The sequence below is a fragment of the Fodinicola feengrottensis genome (assembly GCF_039530045.1).
GTDB classification, from domain to species: Bacteria; Actinomycetota; Actinomycetes; order Mycobacteriales; family HKI-0501; genus Fodinicola; species Fodinicola feengrottensis.
In genome coordinates this window covers 1-16934 of the sequence record NZ_BAAANY010000055.1, presented here as the reverse complement: position 1 = coordinate 16934, position 16934 = coordinate 1, and the positions used below count along the sequence as shown (strand labels likewise).

The following is a 16934-nucleotide window of genomic DNA, read 5'->3' as shown; positions in this document are numbered from 1 at the left end:
TTGACGGTGAGGAGCAAGGTCCGTGACCAAATATGTTTACGCGTTCGCCGAGGGAAACAAGGACCAGAAGGACCTGCTCGGTGGCAAAGGCGCGAACCTCGCCGAGATGACGAACCTGGGACTGCCGGTGCCGCCCGGATTCACCATCACTACCCGCGCCTGCCAGGCCTTTCTGGAGACTGGCGCGAATCCGCCGGAGCTCGCCGGTCAGGTCGGCGAACACCTGGCAGCGCTGGAAAAGACGATGGGTAAGACGCTCGGCGACGCGGCCGATCCACTGCTGGTGTCGGTACGTTCCGGGGCCAAGTTCTCGATGCCGGGAATGATGGAAACTGTTCTGAACGTCGGTCTAAACGACGAATCCGTGCACGGCTTGGCAAACCAGTCCGGCGATGAACGGTTCGCGCAGGACTCGTACCGGCGACTTCTGCAGATGTTTGGCAAAACCGTCCTGGACATTGACGGCGAGCACTTCGAGTCCGCCATCGACGCGGCCAAAAAGGCCAAAGGCGCCAAGAACGACATCGACCTGGACGCGGACGATCTGCGGGATCTGGTCAAGACCTTCAAAAAGATCATCGTCGACGAGACCGGCCAGGACTTCCCGCAGGATCCGCGTGCGCAGATGGACCTCGCCACCCAGGCGGTTTTCGAGTCGTGGAACGCACCGCGGGCGATTCTCTACCGCCGGCAGGAACGCATTCCGTCGGACCTCGGCACGGCCGTGAACATCGTTGCGATGGTGTTCGGCAACCTAGGCCCGGACTCTGGCACGGGTGTCGCTTTCACCCGCGACCCGGCGACCGGCAGGACCGGAATTTACGGCGACTACCTGCAGAACGCGCAGGGCGAGGACGTGGTCGCCGGGGTCCGCAACACGGTCGCGCTGGCCGAGCTGGAAAACATCGACAAGAAGTCGTTCGACCAACTGCTGGGCATCATGTCCACATTGGAGCACCACTACCTCGACCTGTGTGACATCGAGTTCACCATTGAGCGCGGGAACCTGTGGATGCTGCAGACGCGGGTGGGCAAGCGTACCGCCGCGGCCGCTTTCCGGATCGCGGTGGCGCTGGTCGAGGAGGGTTTGATCGACCAGGACGAAGCGCTCCGGCGGGTCACCGGCGATCAGTTGGCGAACTTGATGTTCCCGCGGTTTGGCTCCACCGCGGACGCGAAGAAGCTGACCAAGGGCATGAATGCCTCGCCCGGCGCGGCCGTCGGCAAGGTCGTCTTCGACTCCGCGACCGCTGTTCGCGAGGCGGCGGCCGGGGAGAAGGTGATTCTGGTTCGCCGGGAGACCAACCCCGACGACCTGAACGGCATGATCGCGGCGGTCGGGGTGTTGACCAGCCGGGGCGGGAAAACCTCGCACGCTGCCGTGGTTGCCCGCGGAATGGGCAAAACCTGCGTGTGTGGCGCGGAAGAACTGGAAGTCGACCAGAAGAGCCGCACGATCACCGCGGCCGACGGCACTGTCGTGTCCGAAGGCGACCTGATTTCCATCGACGGCTCGACTGGCGACGTCTTCCTTGGCGAGGTGCCGGTCACCGACTCGCCGGTCGTTGAGTATTTCGAGGGAACCCTTGAACCAGGCGAAAACGACGACCTCGTGCAGGCCGTCGACCGGCTGATCAAACACGCCGACTCGGTCCGCCGGCTGGGCGTGCGTACGAACGCGGACAACGGCGAGGACTCCGCGCGGGCCCGCCGGTTCGGCGCCGAGGGCATCGGGCTGTGCCGTACCGAGCACATGTTCCTGGGGGAGCGCCGGCACCAGGTGGAGCGGCTGATTCTGGCCGAGGGCAAGGAAGAACGCGACGCGGCGCTGGCCGCGTTGCTGCCGCTGCAACGCGGCGACTTCATCGAGATCTTCGAGGCGATGGACGGCAAGGAGGTGACCGTACGGCTGCTGGACCCGCCGCTACACGAGTTCCTGCCGGACCTGACCGATCTTTCGGTCCGGGTCGCGGTCGCCCAAGAGCGTGGCGAGGCCACCGAGGAAGATCACCGGTTGCTGGACGCGGTCCGCCGGCTGCACGAACAGAACCCGATGCTGGGGCTTCGGGGCGTACGGCTGGGCATTGTCATCCCCGGCCTTTTCGCCATGCAGGTCAGGGCTATCGCGGAGGCCGCGGCGCAGCGGAAGAAGGCCGGCGGCGACCCGCGAGCGGAGATCATGATCCCGCTGGTCGGGGCCGTACAGGAGCTGGAGCTGGTACGGGACGAGACCGAGCGCGTGCTGGCCGAGGTCGGCGCGGCCACTGGCGTCGAGTTGCACATGCTGATCGGCACCATGATCGAGTTGCCGCGGGCCGCGCTGACCGCCGGCCAGATCGCCGTGGCCGCCGACTTCTTCTCCTTCGGCACCAACGACCTGACCCAGATGGTGTGGGGATTTTCCCGCGACGACGTGGAAGCCGCGTTCTTCTCCCGCTATCTCGACCGAGGCATTTTCGGTGTCTCGCCGTTCGAGTCGCTCGATGTCGAGGGCGTCGGACGGATGATCCGGATCGCGTCCGAGGAAGGCCGCGGCACCCGGCCGGACCTCAAACTGGGCGTCTGCGGCGAGCATGGCGGAGACCCGGCCTCGGTGCACTTCTTCCACCAGGTGGGCCTGGACTACGTGTCCTGCTCGCCGTTCCGGGTGCCGGTGGCCCGGCTGGAGGCTGGCCGCGCCGCTATTTTGTGACAGGCTTGGCGATGTGCCCGGATATGACGACCACGCGGAGCAGCGGTGGGTGGTGGAGTCGCCGACCAGCGACCGTACGGCGTATCAGCGCGACCGCGCGCGGGTCCTGCACAGCGCCGGTTTTCGCCGGCTGGCGGCCAAAACGCAGGTCGTCACGGCCGGCGTCGACGACTTCCCGCGGACCCGGCTGACGCATTCGTTGGAGGTCGCCCAGATCGCCCGCGAGCTGGGCGCCGCGCTCGGCTGTGACCCGGACATCGTCGACACCGCCGGGCTCGCGCACGACCTCGGCCACCCGCCGTTCGGGCACAACGGCGAGGACGCGCTGGCCGCGGTCGCCGGCGGGTGCGGTGGTTTCGAGGGCAATGCGCAGACTTTGCGCGTCCTGACCCGGCTGGAGGCGAAGGTCGTCGAGCCGGACGGTCGCAGCGTCGGCCTCAACCTGACCCGGGCGAGCCTCGACGCGACCTGCAAATATCCGTGGCCGCGGACCGACGGGCAGCGGAAATTCGGTTATTACGCCGACGACAGCGCGGGTTTCCAGTGGTTGCGCGAAGGCGTACCGGATCGGGCCCGTTGCCTGGAAGCCCAGGTGATGGACTGGGCGGACGACGTGGCGTATTCCGTCCACGACGTGGAAGACGGCGTGCACGCCGGCCATATCAAACTGTCCACATTGGATGATCGGGACGAGCGGGCGGAGTTGTGCAAGCTGGCCGCCCGGATGTATTCCGACGAGTCAGCCGGCGAGCTTTCGCAGGTGTTGGACGACATCCGGGGCCATTCGGTGATCACCGCGGTGGCCCGTTACGACGGTGGGCACCGGTCGCAGGTCGCGCTGAAAGCGCTGACCAGCGCGCTGACCGGCCGGTTCAGCGAGGCGGCGCTGGAGGCGACCCAGGCCGCCCACGGCCCCGGCCCGCTCCGCCGCTATGCCGCCGACCTGATCGTGCCGCGCCGGGCCCGGGCCGAATGTGCGCTGTTGAAGGCGATCGCCTGGCGCTGGGTGATGCAGCGGCGAGATGCCCAGTGGGCGTACGCCCGGCAGCGCGAACTCGTCACCGGTGTCGTGACGGCCCTGACCGTACGAGCCCCGGACGCCCTCGACCCGGTCTTTCGTCCGTTGTGGACGCAGGCCCCGAACGACGCGGCCCGGCTGCGCGTCATCATCGACCAGGTCGCCAGCCTCACCGACGCCTCCATCCAACGCTGGGCCAACCGGCTCGGCGCCCGCTGAACGCGCGCTTATCTCGCGCGCGCGTCTACTTACGTAATGAAAACCCGCCCCCCGCCCCCCACCCTTCTGAAAGGGCGGGGGCTCAAAATGTCACCCGGGTACGACAGTTTCGCGCCGCACCCCCTGGAGAACCGCGGCCACGACCGCGACCGCGGCGAGAGTAAGGACGGTGACTGGGACGCTGCCGGAGGTGGCTGTGTAGACGGCGCCGGTGAGGGCCACGCCGGCGGAGGTGCCGAGACCTCGGGTCAGGTTGAGGACGCCGCTGGTCATGCCGGGTTGGCCCGGCGGCGCGAGGGCCATGATGCCGGCGTTGTTGGCGGGGGTGAACGCGCCGATGCCGATGCCGACGACCCCCAGAGCCGCGGCGGTCAACCACGCGCCGGATGCCAGCGATAAGAAGACCAGCCCCAGCGCGGACAGAAGCATGCCGGCAGTGGTCAGGGCACGGCCGCCGACGCGTACGACCAGGGAGCCGGCGACGGGTGCGGTGATCGCGATCAGAGCCGGCAGGGCGGTCAAGACCAGTCCCGTGTTGGCGCCGTGGTAGCTGAACGGGATGACGAAAAGTACGCCAAAGAGCACCAGATAGGAACCAAGTCCGGCCAGTAATCCTGGCAGTGCGGGCAAAAAGTCGAGCCAGCGAATCGCGCTGCGGCAGAGACCGCGGCTGCGGGGCAGGAATACCAGTCCCAGCGCGATGCCGAGAGCGCCGACCGGCACGTTCAGCAGGAAAATCGCCTGCCAGCCCCAGTGCGCGACCACCAGCGCGCCGACTGCCGGACCCAGCGTCAACCCGACGGCCTGGGCGGCGCCCTGAATGCCGATGCCGCGGCCGAGCTGATGGCGGGGCAGGCTGGTGGCGATCAGGGCGACGCTGTTGGCCTGCAGCATGGCCGCGCCAATTCCCTGTACGACACGGAAAAGCACCAGCATCTCCAGCGAGCCGGAGAGGCCGGCGCCGAGCGAGGCCAGCGCGAAGAGCCCGAACCCGTACACGTAGAAGAGCTTGCGTCCATATCGGTCGGCGAGCCGCCCGACGGCGATGATGGTGGCGATCAGCGTCAGCAGATACGCGAGTGACACCCACTCGACCGCGCCGACTGAGACGCCGAGGTCGGCTTGGATGCGGGGGAGTGCGACCGTCGCGATGCTGGCGTCGAGCTGCCCCATGAAGGCGCCGATGGTGACCGCCGCGACGGCGAGCCACGGCGCGTACGAACGATCGCGGACGATCGCCGGTCGTGCCGGTTCCACCAAGAGTCGACTCAGCACGTACCCAATTATATCGGAGACCGAGATAATCGGGATCCGAGGCATTGTGCCGTCCACCACACCGCGAGGGCCGGCTGGATAAGCTCTGCCGATGAGCGGGGACAGCGGTGACGAGGTCGCGGCGCTGACGGACGTGGTCGCCCGGCTGCGGCGGGCGCTGCGGGCCAGCATCCGGACCGACTACCCGGCCGAGTCACTGCCGATCGCGCAGGTCGAGCTGCTGCAGGCGCTCGGTGACGTGCCGTCCGAGCGGATCGGCGACCTGGCCGCGCAGCTCCGGTTGGCCGCGAACACGGTGAGTGGTCTCGCCAGCCAGCTGATCGAGGCCGGCCTGGTGGACCGGCAGGCGGACCCGGCCGATCGCCGGGCCGGCCGGTTGACGCTGACCGCCGCCGGCCGGCAGAAGCTGACCGACTGGCAGCAGGCACACGAGCGCCGGATCGGCAGTGCGCTCGGCACTCTCTCGACCGCGGACCGGGACGCGATCACCGCCGCCGTGCCGGCTTTGGCCCGACTGGTCGCCACCCTGACTCCGGCGACTGTCCGTCGGTCGGCGCCGGACTAGACTCTCGGCCGTGGCAGGCCGCATCCGGGACACCGACGTCGCGCTCGTACGCGAGCGGTCGCCCATCGCCGACGTGGTGTCCGGTCGAGTGACCCTGCGATCGGCCGGCGGCGGCAGCCTCAAGGGACTTTGCCCTTTCCACGACGAGAAATCACCTTCTTTCACGGTCAGTCCAGCGCGCGGCTTCTACCACTGCTTCGGCTGTGGTGTCGGCGGGGACGTCTTCACCTTCGTGATGGAGTCGGAGATGCTCGGCTTCTCCGAGGCGGTGGAGTGGCTCGCGTCCCGCGCCGGCGTCGCGGTGACGTACGAGCAGACCGCCGGCGGCGGCCCGGTGCAACCCAAGCGGTCCGGCCAGCGGCAGCGGCTGGTCGAGGTGAACGTGGCCGCGCTGGAGTTCTACAACGAGCAGTTGGGCACCGCCGGCGCCCGTCCGGCCCGGCAGTTCCTGGCCGAGCGCGGCTTCGACCAGACCGTCGCCGCGGACTTCGGCTGCGGGTTCGCGCCGAGCGAGTGGGACGCGCTGACCAAGCACCTGCGCGGCCGCAAGTTCACCGAGGACGAGCTGGTCACCGCCGGCCTCGCGAAACAGTCCCGGCGCGGCACCCTGATCGACCGGTTCCGCGGCCGGCTGCTGTGGCCGATCCGGGAGGTGTCCGGTGACGTGGTCGGCTTCGGCGCGCGCCGGCTGCTGGAAGACGACGACGGCCCGAAATACCTGAACACCCCGGAGACCCCGATCTACAAGAAGGGGGCGCTGCTGTACGGGTTGGACCGGGCCAAGCGGGAGATCGCCAAGCGGCACCGCGCGGTGGTGGTCGAGGGCTACACCGACGTGATGGCCTGTCACGTGGCAGGCGTGCCGACCGCGGTGGCGACCTGCGGCACGGCCTTTGGCAACGAGCACATTTCGGTGCTGCGCCGGCTGTTGATGGATCAGGACGAGTTCCGCGGCGAGGTGGTCTTCACCTTCGACGGCGACGAGGCCGGCATGAAGGCGGCCCGCCGCGCCTTCGAGGACGACCAGCGGTTCGTCGCGCAGACGTTCATCGCGATCAGCCCGGACGGGATGGACCCATGCGAGCTCCGGCTGGCGAACGGCGACCTGGCCGTACGGGACCTGATCGAGCGTCGCGCCCCGCTGGTCCGGTTCGTCCTGCAGTCCACCATGGACAGATATGACCTGGACACCGTCGAGGGCAGAGTCGCCGCGATGCGGGCCTGCGCGCCGCACGTCGCCCGGCTGAAGGACCGCGCCCAGCGACCGGAATACGCGCGATGGCTGGCCGGCCGGCTCGGCATGGAGATCGAGCCGGTCAACCGGGCCGTCGCCGAGGCCGCCAACACCGCCCCCAAGGGCCAGCGCCGGCCCGGCCCCGCGGCCGTGGAGGCCGCGCCCGAGGTGCCCCGGCAGCAGCGCCCGCAGGCCGATGACCAGGCACTTGGCGTCGAACGCGAGGCACTCAAGCTCGCGGTGCAGACCCCCGTGCTGGCCGGCCCGATGTTCGACGCGATCGAGGCAGCCGCGTACACGCATCCCGTCTATATCTGCATCCGCGAGGCGCTGGAGGCCGTCGGTGGCGTGGTCACAGGCACCGCCGGGCCGGAGTGGGTGCAGCGCATCCAGGAGGCGTGCGACGACCTGGTCACCCAGAGCGTGGTCGCCGAGCTGGCGGTGGAGCCGGCCCACAGCTCGACCGAGCCCGACCCGAGATACGCGGGCATCGTGCTCGCCCGTCTGCAGGAACTCGCCGTTGTGCGGCAGATCATGCCGCTGAAGTCGCGGCTGCAGCGGCTGAACCCGGTGGAGAACCCGGACGAGTCGGCCCGGTTGGCTGGCGAGCTGTTCGCGCTGGAACAGCATCGGCGCGGCCTGCGTGAGCAGGCGATAGGCGGTTTGTAGAACAAGATGGGCATCTTCGACCGGTTGCGGGCCCGCCGCATCCCCGCGCAGGCGCAGACCCTGGTCGACCCGCATGAGCGGGTGGTCGCCTGGGGGCGTACGGAGGAAGGCACGCTGGTCGTGGCCACCACGCAGGGTCTGTGGCCACCGGCCGAGCCGCGCCGCCGGCTCGGCTGGCACGAGATCCACAAGGCCGGTTGGGCCGAGGGCGTGCTGACCGTTATCCCGTCCGACGAGATCGACCCGGGGGTGGTCGCGGACGGCCCGCCGCTGCACATCCGGCTGACCGACCCCGGCGACCTGCCGCCGGAAGTGCGCACCCGAGTCACCCGCAGCGTCGCGTACTCAGCCCACCACCAGCTGGCAACCGGCGGTGTCTGGGTGGTCGGCCGCCGGGTGCCCATGGTCGACGGCCTGGCCTGGGCGGCCCGCTACGACGCGGGCACGGATTATAAGGACCCGGCCGTACGAGCGCAGGTCGCGGATCTGATCGACGCTGCCGCTCGATCGGCCGCTCCACCCCAACCCTGACGCTTACGCCGGGCCGGCGCCGTTCACGTGCCCGCTCGGGGCGTTGCTGAAGACAGCGGCGAAGCGCTCGCCGACCGGAGTCTGTGCGAGCCGGTCAGCGACGATGTCGCGAGCGCCGACGACCGCATTGGTGGCCTGCGCCTGGACGATGCCGGCGGTCTCCTGGACCGTCGGATTCTCCCTGACCGCCCGAGCCAGCCGGCGAATCTGGTCGTACCGCTCCCGGCCGGCTCGGGTCCCCAGCACATACCCGACGGCGAGTCCGGCGACGAACGCGACCTTGGTCATGGTGCTCATGGGTCATCCCTCCTAGCAACCGGGCTACCTACCGTGCACCTCCATCCTGCCCCGGACCACCCTGTCGGGGCGACCCACTGCCTGGTGTAGTCTTTCAATCGCGCGAGACGGAAACGTCAGCGTCGGTCCCCGGTAGCTCAATTGGCAGAGCATTCGGCTGTTAACCGAAGGGTTACTGGTTCGAGTCCAGTCCGGGGAGCAAGTTGCGAGGTCAGGGGCCAAAACCCCTGGCCAGCACCACATCTTCCCGCGCCTGACTTCGAGGTCGTACGTGGACAATGTCCAGATCGACGAGGATGTGGTGCGCTCCCTGCTGAAAGAGCAGCATCCAGATCTTGCGGGCCTGCCTGTCGTCGAGGTGGTGGGCGGCTGGGGCAATCAGCAGTGGCGCCTCGGCGACGACCTGGTCGTACGGATGCCGCGCACCGGCAATGCCCCGGATCTTCTCCTCAGGGAACGCCAGTGGCTGCCCGTCCTGGCCCCGCGGCTACCGCTGCCCGTCCCGATCCCGGTGCGGATCGGTGAACCGTCCGTGCGGTTTCCATGGCCCTGGACGGTGATGATGTGGGTTCCTGGCGAGCCCCTGGACCGCGCCTCGATCAGCCGTGCCGACCACGCCGCCGACACTCTGGCGAGCTTCCTGAGGGCGCTCCACGTCGAGGCACCCGCCGAAGCGCCGGACAGTACGGACCGCGGCGCTCACCCCAAGAACTGCACGGGCGGCTTTGAGAATTTCATGCGAGCTGTTGACCTCGGCGACATTGCCGGCAAGGCGCGGGCTGTCTGGGACGATGCCGCCGCGGCTCCCGAATGGGAGGGCCCGCGGTTGTGGCTGCACGGCGACCTCCACCCCGCGAACGTCGTCGTCTCGGATGGGACGCTCGCGGGCGTGATCGATTTCGGTGACCTGTTCGCCGGCGATCCGGCGTGGGACCTCGCGGCCGCGTGGTTGCTGCTTCCGGCGGGCGCGGCTTCACGGTTCTTCGACGCGTACGCGCGTGCCGACGAGGCGACAATCCGGCGCGCTCGCGGGTTGGCCGCGATGAAGAGCCTTTTTCTCATGCTCATGGGCCAAAACGGAGATCGCGGCCTTCCTGGCGGCAAGCCGAACTGGGGACCCGTGGGCCGAGCGGCGCTCGATCGTGTGCTGGCATTCGAGGGCCACTAGTAAGCAAAAGCCGGTTGACGGCGGCGCTGGCAGGTCATTGGGTGTGACCATGCGCATTGAGCCGGTGGATGAGCGAACGCTGCATGACTGGCGTGAGGTCCACAACGTGATCATTCCCAACGCGGCGCTGTCGGTCGAGGAGGTTCGGGAGCGGATCGGCCAGAACCACCTGACGGTGGCGTATGTCGACGACACGCTGGTGGGCTGCGCGACCGTACGGCCGCCAGCGGGCCCGGACAGGACGGCCACCGTGATCGTCCGGGTGCTGGCCGCGCACCGCCGGCGCGGGTACGGGCAGCGGTTTTACGAGTCGGAGCTGGCGCGGGCGTACGAGCTGGGTGCGGGCGCCATCGAGACGGTGGTGCTGGTGACCAATGTGGACGGTGTGCGGTTCGCCCAGTCCCGTGCTTTCGTGGAGGTGGACCGCTATTTCCCGGAGGACGGCAGTGCCGCGTTCCTGACGATGCGCCTGGACGGAGGGGATCGCAAGTGATCGTCACGTTGACGCCGACGCCGAGCATCGACCGTACGGTGACGCTCGACCGGCTGGTGCCGGGCGCGGTCAACCGGACCAGCACCGCGCGGGTCGAGGCCAGCGGGAAGGGCGTCAACGTCACCCGGGTGCTGGTCGCCCGCTCGTACGAGTCGGTGGCGATCGTGCCGGCCGGCGGCCCGGAGGGCACGCAGCTGGTGGACCTGTTGAAGGCCGACGGCATCGTCACGTACGCGATCCCGACCGCCCGGCCGGTGCGGGTGAACCTCTCGGTCGTGCTGCCCGGCGGCGAAACCACCAAGCTCAACGAGCCCGGTGCCGAGCTGACCGCCGGTGAGCGGGCGTCGTTGGTGAGTACGGCCCGCGAGGTTTGCGAGGGCGCCGGCTGGCTGGTCGTCTCCGGGTCGCTGCCGGCCGCCGCGGACGGGCTCGTCGAGGCGGCCATCGCCGCTGGTCACGCGGCTGGGACGAGGGTTGCCGTGGACACTTCCGGACCCGCGCTGCGGGCCGCGATCGACGCCGGCGCGGACCTGATCGCGCCCAATGCGCAGGAGCTGGCCGAGGTGAGCGGTCGGGACGTACGCTCGCCAGTCGACGCGGTTGCCGCCGCCCGGTCCCTTGCGCCGACGGCATTTGTGCTGGTCAGCATGGGTGCGCAGGGTGCCGTGCTGGTCAGCCCGGCCGGCTGGTGGCAGGCCGTGCCGCCGACGATCGAGGTCGTCAACACCGTCGGCGCCGGCGACTCGCTGCTGGCCGGGTTCCTGGCGGTCGAGGGTCCGGAGCCGGAGCGGTTGGCCCGTGCGGTCGCCTGGGGGACGTCCGCGTGCCTGGTGGCCGGCACCGCCCAGGTGCCGGACCGGCCGGTGCCGCCGGAAGCGGTCACCGTCACGGCGCACTCGGGCGCGACCAGCGTCGACTGATTTGATTGGGTAGTGCAGTAGGTCTTACGCGCCAGAGGGAGTGATCAGATGAGAGCCGCGGTCATCCACGAGCCGGGCAAGGTCTCGGTCGAGACTGTGCCGGATCCGACCCCAGGGCCGCGTGACGTCGTCGTCGGCGTCGCGGCCTGCGGGATCTGCGGCACCGACCTGCACATCGCGGACGGGGAGTTCGCACCGTCGCTGCCGATCATCCCCGGTCACGAGTTCGCCGGTGAGGTGGTTGAGATCGGGTCGGACGTGACCGAGGTCCGGGTCGGCGACAAGGTCGCGGTGGACCCATCGCTGTTCTGCGGCGAGTGCCATTTCTGCAAGCTGGGCCGCGGAAACCTGTGCGACAACTGGGCCGCCATCGGCGTCTCCAAGGCCGGCGGCGCGGCCGAGTTCGCGCTCGCACCAGTGAAAAACCTGTCCGTACTGCCCGAGGGTGTACGACTGGAAGACGCCGCCCTGATCGAGCCGCTGTCGTGTGTCGTGCGGGGCTTCGACGTCCTGTCCGCGCGGGTCGGCCAGCACATCCTGATCTACGGCGCCGGCACGATGGGGCTGCTGAACTTGCAGATGGCCGTACGCACCGGGGCCGCGTCGGTGTCCGTCGTGGACACCAACGCCGGCCGACTGGCCACCGCGACCAAGCTCGGCGCCACCGCGGTGGCCACCAGCGCGGCCGAGCTGGATCGGCCGCTGGGCTGGGAAATCGTGATCGACTGCACCGGGGTGGTGGCGGCGATCGAGGACGGTTTCAGCCGTACCCGCAAGGGCGGCACCTTCCTGCAGTTCGGGGTGTCCAATGAGGACGCGGTGGCCAAGTTCTCGCCTTTCCGCATCTACAACCAGGAAATCACCATCGTCGGGTCGATGGCGGTGCTGCACAGCTATCCGCGGGCGGCCGAGCTTTTCGCGGCCGGGTTCGTCGACGCGGACACCATCATCACCGACCGGCTGCCGCTGGAACAGTATCCGGCCGCCCTCGACGCCTTCCGCGGTGGGAAAGGGCTCAAAACGCAGGTGCTGCCTCGTGGCTGACGTCCTTGCCGTCGGTGACGAGTTCATCCCGGCCGCCGAGTTCAGGGACGCACTGGTTCAGGCGGAACTGGGTGACGCGCGTACGTTCCAGCTGCCCGGCACCAAGGCGGAGCAGCACGAATCCCAGCAGCTGATGGAAAAGGGCGGTGCCGGCGCGGTCTCGGCGCCGGCCGAGCTGCTGGCCGCGGTGGCCGGCGCGGAGGTGCTCTGCGTGCATTTCGCGCCGGTGTCCGCGCCGGTGCTGGCCGCCAGCGAGGCGCTGAAGCTGGTCGCGGTTGCCCGTACTGGCCTGGAAAACGTCGACATCCCGGCGGCCACCGCCGGCGGGATCGGGGTAGTCCCGGTCTTCGGGCGGAATGCATCCGCGGTCGCCGAGCTGCAAATCGGACTGATGTTGTCCGAGGCCCGCAATATCGCCCGCGCGGACGCCTCGGTGAAGGCCGGCGAATGGCGAAAGGAATTCCCTGGCGCCCGCATCGAAATCGGTGGCCGGACGGTCGGGATGCTCGGGTTCGGTCAGGTCGGTCGCCGGTTCGCCGAGAAACTGGCCGGTTTCGCGCCGCGGCTGATCGCGTACGATCCGTATGTCGCCGACGAGGTCCTTTCAGCGTCCGGTGTCGAACGAGCGGCGAGCGCTGACCAGGTTTTCTCCGAATCGGATTTCGTGGTCGTCCAGTTGCGGCACGGACCGGAGACCGACCGGATGATTGACGCGAAACATTTCGCTCTGATGAAACCGGAAGCATATTTCATCAACGTCTCGCGCAGTCGGGTGGTGGACACCGAAGCGCTCTACGACGTGCTGTCCACCGGCCGGATTTCCGGTGCTGGACTGGATGTTTTCGACCACGAGCCGCTGCCGGCCGACAGTCCGTGGCGGGCGCTGGACAACGTCACGTTCACCACGCATTTTGGCGGCGACACCATTGACACGAACCGCACGTCGGTGCGACTGGTGGCCGCTGCGGTCCAGGAGTTTTTGGCCACTGGGCGGTGTGGTTCGGCGGCGAACGCGGCTGACCTGGGGTGGGTGTGAGCGATCCGCTGCTGCTCGGCATCGACGCCGGGCAGACGGTCACCAAGGCCGCGCTGTTCGATCTTTCCGGGCAACAGCGCGGCATGGGCTCGGCCCGGGTGCCCTCGTCGTCGCCGCGACCACGCTGGGTGGAGCGGGACATGGCGGCGGTCTGGGAAGCCACCGCGACAGCCATTCGTGCCGCGCTCGTCGGCGTCGATCCGTCCGACGTCGCCGCAATCGGCTTGGCTGGCCATAACGACGGCGCGTATTTGGTTGACAGAGCTGGTGATCCGGTCCGGCCGGGCATCACCGCGGTCGACTCCCGCGCGTACTCCATTGTGGACGGTTGGCAGGCAGACGGGGTAGCCCGCAAGGCGCTGCCGCTCACTGGCCAGTCGCCGTTCGCCGGCTCGCCGGCCGCGCTTTACCGCTGGCTGGCCGAAAACGAGCCGGCGCACTGGGAACGGACCCGGTGGGTGCTGTTCTGCAAGGACTGGCTGCGGCTGAGACTGACCGGCGAGGTGGCCACCGACCCGACCGAGGCCAGCGCTTCCTTCACCGATGTGCACACCCAGGCGTACAGCGATCAGGCCATCGGTTTGTACGCCGTACCAGGCATTTCTGACCGGTTGCCGCCGTTGCTCGCGAGTGCCGCACCCGCTGGGGCGGTGACCGAGGCGGCGGCCGCCGCGACCGGCCTGCGGGCCGGAACACCGGTGGTGACCGGTGCGCACGACGTGGACGCGGCGGCACTCGGGATGGGGGCGGTTGGCGCCGGTGACGTGTCGATCGTGATGGGCACCTTCAGCATCAACCAGGTCATCTCCGACCAGGTACGACTGGACCACCGCTGGCAGGCACGGGCGTTCCTGCGTCCAGGCCAGTGGCTGAACATGTCCACTTCGCCGGCGTCGTCGACCAACCTCGACTGGTTCGTCCGGACTCTTGGCAGCGGAATGTCGTACGACGAGGTGGGCCAGGAGGCAGTGGCGGCGCTGGCGGCCGGTGACGACGCCGATCCGCTGATTTTCCTGCCATTCCTCTATGGTTCGCCGCTCGACCTCGGCGCGCGGGCCGCCGGCGGCTTCCACGGAATGCGTGGCTGGCACACTCGCGGGCACCTGCTGCTGGCGCTGATGGAGGGGATAGTTTTCAACCACCGCTGGCATCTGGACGCCCTGCGGTCCGCTTTCCCGTTGGCGCCGACCGCCCGTTTGTGTGGTGGTGGTGCGAAAAGTCAGCTCTGGAGCCAGCTGCTCGCGGACGCCACCGGCCTGCGCCTGGAGGTCACTGACACCGACGAGCCGGGCGCTCGCGGTGCCGCGATGCTCGCCGGCATCGGCGCCGGTCTCTACGAGTCTCTGGCAGCCGCCGCCAACCAGGCTGTCCGGGTCGTCAGCGACGCCGTCCCCACCGCCGCCGGCACCGACCGGATGGCGCGTCGCTGGGACGCGTACACACAGCTCATCAGTACGCTCCAACCGCTCTGGAAGCCGAGCTGAAACGCCGAAGGCGTCCCCGTCCGGGGACGCCTTCGATCTATCTTCTCGCCGCGGAGCCGGCCGGCTCCGTCGGGGTCTCTACAGCTGAACGCCACGGGCGACCATGCTGCGGTCGCGTACGCGCTCCAGCTCACGGTCAGCACGCGCTGGGCTCTCGCGAGTCACGGTCTGCTTGCTTCGGGTCGGTAGGTTGAGGCGGAACATCTTCACCAACTCCATCTTCTTTGCGGCTTCGTGGTGTACAGCAAAAGCCGCCCCGACTTTGTTCCCGCCTGAATGTGATCCGGCTTACCCGAAATGCGGCACGACCTCGGCCGCGAGCCGCTCCATTTGTTCGTACTGATCGAAAAGCGGGTTGAGCAGGATCCGTTCGGCGCCGGCCGCGGCAACGGCGCGCAAGCCGTCGACACACTCCTGCGCGGAGCCATAAACGGACACCGGCGTGAGGTCAGGCATCCCCAACGGACCGTAGATTTCGTTAAGGGCGGCACCCATCCGCTCTTTCGCGCGGGCAGTGTCGTCATCGATCGTGAGGTAGACCCGTTTGGCGATGGGGAAAGTGGACGGATCGCGGTCCTGTTGGTCGAGCTCGGCGCGTACGATCCGCATCTGTTCGACGAACTGCGCTGTGCTGGTTGACCCCGCCCCGAAGAACCCGTCGCCGAGCCTTACGGCCCGTTTCAGCGCCGCTTCCGCGCTGGCCCCGAACCAGATCGGCGGGCCGCCCGCCTGCACCGGTTTGGGTTCCATCGACATGCCGTCCAGCTGCCAGAACCGGCCGTCGAAGGTGACCTTCTCCTGCGTCCACAGTGCTCGCATGAGCTGCAGGCCCTCGGTAAACCGAGTGATCAGACCTTCGCCGTCCATCCCGAACGCCGCGAACGGCCGTCGCTTCCCGCCCGTACCGACGCCGACCTCGAGTCGGCCCTGGCTCAGCTGGTCCAGCGTGCCGAGGCTTTTCGCCAGGTGAACCGGAGAATGCAACGGCGTGACGAACACCGAGCAGCCGATCCGCAACTGGTCCGTACACGCTGCCGCATACGTCATCGTCTCGATCGCACCGAGCGTCGGTTTGTGGCTCAGCACCTGTTCCTGCGTCCAGGCGCTCTCGAAGCCGAGCTCCTCGGCGCGGGTCAGAAAGGCGCGCAGCCCAGCCGGGTCGAAGCCGTCGGCGGGCACGTCCTGCGGAATGGAGATCCCGAATCTCATGGGCTCGACGATAGCCCGTCAGGCCGGCCGCACCGCTGGCGCGATTTCGGTGGCCAACGGGGTGGCGGTGATCGGCGCCCGCATGTTGTCGATCGTCGCGATGTCGGCGGGATCGCGACCGATCGCCTCGGCGGCCCGGTCGATGATGAGCCGTGACTGCGCGAACCGCTCGCTCAGCCAGTCCGCGACGTGCCCGGGAGTCCAGCCGTCGGCTACCCTCCCGGTCACCGCCACGATCGCGGACCCACCGAGCCAGTCCAGATCTTCGGAGTCGGGCCGTTGACCTGGTAGAACTCGCCGTCGAAAGCGACCGGCCCCGCCGCCGCCAGACAGTGCTCGTACGACCGTGATCCCTTCTTCCATCGCCCCGCACGGCCTCCGCAGCTCGCGCGAATAATCACTGGAGTCACAGAGGTAACGGTCGAGCCCGAAATACAGGACTCCCATCCCGAAATATGAGACGGAATCCGGTCAGCCACATTCCACTGTTCTTATCGGGACTGGTGGGATCAACGTTCACCGCCAGTGACCAATTTCCGCGAACATCGCCACCCACCATGTCCGTTTGTAACGTTGTTGCCCATCCATCAGCCCCGAATCGGCAACGACGTCACAATCGGACATACCCCCACCCAGTACCCGGTCACCGACAGTCAAAAGCCGCCCGCCCCACCCACCCGCTGCACAATCGGATTCCGATTGTGCAGCTCTACACAGGGTGCGGCGCGAAACTGTCGTACCCACCCCCAAAAATCACCCCCACCCAGTGACGGGTGGGGGGTGGGTTCGAGGACCGATGTTCAACTAAAAATTAAGGTCTACCTCTCGACCCACCCCCCGCCCGTTCAAAGGGAGGGGGAAAGGAAAACGGGAGGGTACGACAATTTCGCGCCGTAGCAGGTATTTCGAGGGAACCGGGGCCGCCGGAGTTCGCTCGAGCAAGCCCCTTCGGTGGCGCACATAATCTGACAACCTGCTAACCGAATAGCGGGATGCCTGGGTGGCGTCGATTTGAGTAGGTACCCCAACGAAATTCGTCTATTCGAACAGGTGTACGATGTTCGGTATGGGTTGGACGGT

Annotated in this window: 16 protein-coding genes and 1 tRNA gene; 12 read left to right on the top strand and 5 right to left on the bottom strand. The window is 68.3% G+C overall.

The window, feature by feature from the left end; translation table 11 throughout:
- Positions 1-22: 22 nt before the first annotated feature.
- Positions 23-2692, top strand: coding sequence for a pyruvate, phosphate dikinase (ppdK, locus tag ABD301_RS41405; protein ID WP_344315485.1), 2670 nt, complete (start codon positions 23-25; stop codon positions 2690-2692).
- A gap of 13 nt (positions 2693-2705) precedes the next feature.
- A complete protein-coding gene (locus tag ABD301_RS41400) occupies positions 2706-3929 on the top strand; it encodes a deoxyguanosinetriphosphate triphosphohydrolase (protein ID WP_344315484.1) in 1224 nt (407 codons plus the stop codon).
- Between the two features lie 90 nt (positions 3930-4019).
- On the opposite strand, the gene ABD301_RS41395 is transcribed toward ABD301_RS41400, so the two are convergent.
- Complete coding sequence (locus tag ABD301_RS41395) at positions 4020-5204, bottom strand: MFS transporter (protein WP_279582696.1); 1185 nt, start codon at positions 5202-5204, stop codon at positions 4020-4022.
- Positions 5205-5295: 91 nt separating this feature from the next.
- Here ABD301_RS41395 and ABD301_RS41390 point away from each other — a divergent pair, with 91 nt between their 5' ends.
- From ABD301_RS41390 to ABD301_RS41380, 3 genes are read left to right on the top strand one after another with little or no spacing between them, the layout of a single operon-like run.
- A complete protein-coding gene (locus ABD301_RS41390; protein WP_163572794.1) occupies positions 5296-5769 on the top strand; it encodes a MarR family winged helix-turn-helix transcriptional regulator in 474 nt (157 codons plus the stop codon).
- A gap of 10 nt (positions 5770-5779) precedes the next feature.
- Positions 5780-7672: a DNA primase gene (dnaG, locus tag ABD301_RS41385; protein ID WP_163572793.1), complete on the top strand. Its 1893-nt coding sequence runs from the start codon at positions 5780-5782 to the stop codon at positions 7670-7672.
- Positions 7673-7678: 6 nt separating this feature from the next.
- Positions 7679-8203 carry a hypothetical protein gene (locus ABD301_RS41380; protein WP_163572792.1) on the top strand — a complete coding sequence of 175 codons (525 nt, stop codon included), beginning with the start codon at positions 7679-7681 and terminating at the stop codon, positions 8201-8203.
- A gap of 3 nt (positions 8204-8206) precedes the next feature.
- Here the strand turns inward: ABD301_RS41380 and ABD301_RS41375 are convergent, their stop codons facing one another.
- A complete protein-coding gene (locus ABD301_RS41375) occupies positions 8207-8500 on the bottom strand; it encodes a hypothetical protein (RefSeq protein ID WP_163572791.1) in 294 nt (97 codons plus the stop codon).
- A 126-nt stretch (positions 8501-8626) separates the two neighbouring features.
- On the opposite strand from ABD301_RS41375, the gene ABD301_RS41370 reads away from it, so the two are divergent.
- The 7 genes from ABD301_RS41370 (at position 8627) to ABD301_RS41340 (ending at position 14645) form a co-directional block, all read left to right on the top strand.
- Positions 8627-8699 (top strand) — tRNA-Asn (locus ABD301_RS41370).
- A 162-nt stretch (positions 8700-8861) separates the two neighbouring features.
- Positions 8862-9668, top strand: a complete 807-nt coding sequence (locus ABD301_RS41365) for an aminoglycoside phosphotransferase family protein (protein ID WP_425552039.1) — start codon at positions 8862-8864, stop codon at positions 9666-9668.
- 49 nt (positions 9669-9717) lie between these two features.
- A complete protein-coding gene (locus ABD301_RS41360) occupies positions 9718-10161 on the top strand; it encodes a GNAT family N-acetyltransferase (protein WP_344315482.1) in 444 nt (147 codons plus the stop codon).
- Positions 10158-11081, top strand: coding sequence for a 1-phosphofructokinase family hexose kinase (locus ABD301_RS41355; RefSeq protein WP_344315481.1), 924 nt, complete (start codon positions 10158-10160; stop codon positions 11079-11081). Before ABD301_RS41360 ends, ABD301_RS41355 begins: the two co-directional genes overlap by 4 nt.
- 48 nt (positions 11082-11129) lie before the next feature.
- Entirely contained in the window at positions 11130-12125 is a 996-nt protein-coding gene (locus ABD301_RS41350) for a zinc-dependent alcohol dehydrogenase family protein (RefSeq protein WP_344315480.1), read from the top strand.
- On the top strand, positions 12118-13161 hold the full coding sequence (locus ABD301_RS41345) for an NAD(P)-dependent oxidoreductase (protein WP_344315479.1): 1044 nt from the start codon (positions 12118-12120) through the stop codon (positions 13159-13161). The genes ABD301_RS41350 and ABD301_RS41345 overlap by 8 nt, the downstream gene beginning before the upstream one ends.
- Positions 13158-14645 carry an FGGY-family carbohydrate kinase gene (locus ABD301_RS41340; protein ID WP_344315478.1) on the top strand — a complete coding sequence of 496 codons (1488 nt, stop codon included), beginning with the start codon at positions 13158-13160 and terminating at the stop codon, positions 14643-14645. Before ABD301_RS41345 ends, ABD301_RS41340 begins: the two co-directional genes overlap by 4 nt.
- Positions 14646-14723: 78 nt before the next feature.
- On the opposite strand, the gene ABD301_RS41335 is transcribed toward ABD301_RS41340, so the two are convergent.
- The 3 genes from ABD301_RS41335 to ABD301_RS41325 all read right to left on the bottom strand — a co-directional run bounded on the left by ABD301_RS41335 (position 14724) and on the right by ABD301_RS41325 (position 16217).
- Entirely contained in the window at positions 14724-14855 is a 132-nt protein-coding gene (locus ABD301_RS41335) for a hypothetical protein (RefSeq protein ID WP_344315477.1), read from the bottom strand.
- Between the two features lie 78 nt (positions 14856-14933).
- On the bottom strand, positions 14934-15854 hold the full coding sequence (locus ABD301_RS41330; protein WP_344315475.1) for an LLM class flavin-dependent oxidoreductase: 921 nt from the start codon (positions 15852-15854) through the stop codon (positions 14934-14936).
- 18 nt (positions 15855-15872) lie between these two features.
- A complete protein-coding gene (locus ABD301_RS41325; protein WP_344315474.1) occupies positions 15873-16217 on the bottom strand; it encodes a hypothetical protein in 345 nt (114 codons plus the stop codon).
- Positions 16218-16934: the final 717 nt, after the last annotated feature.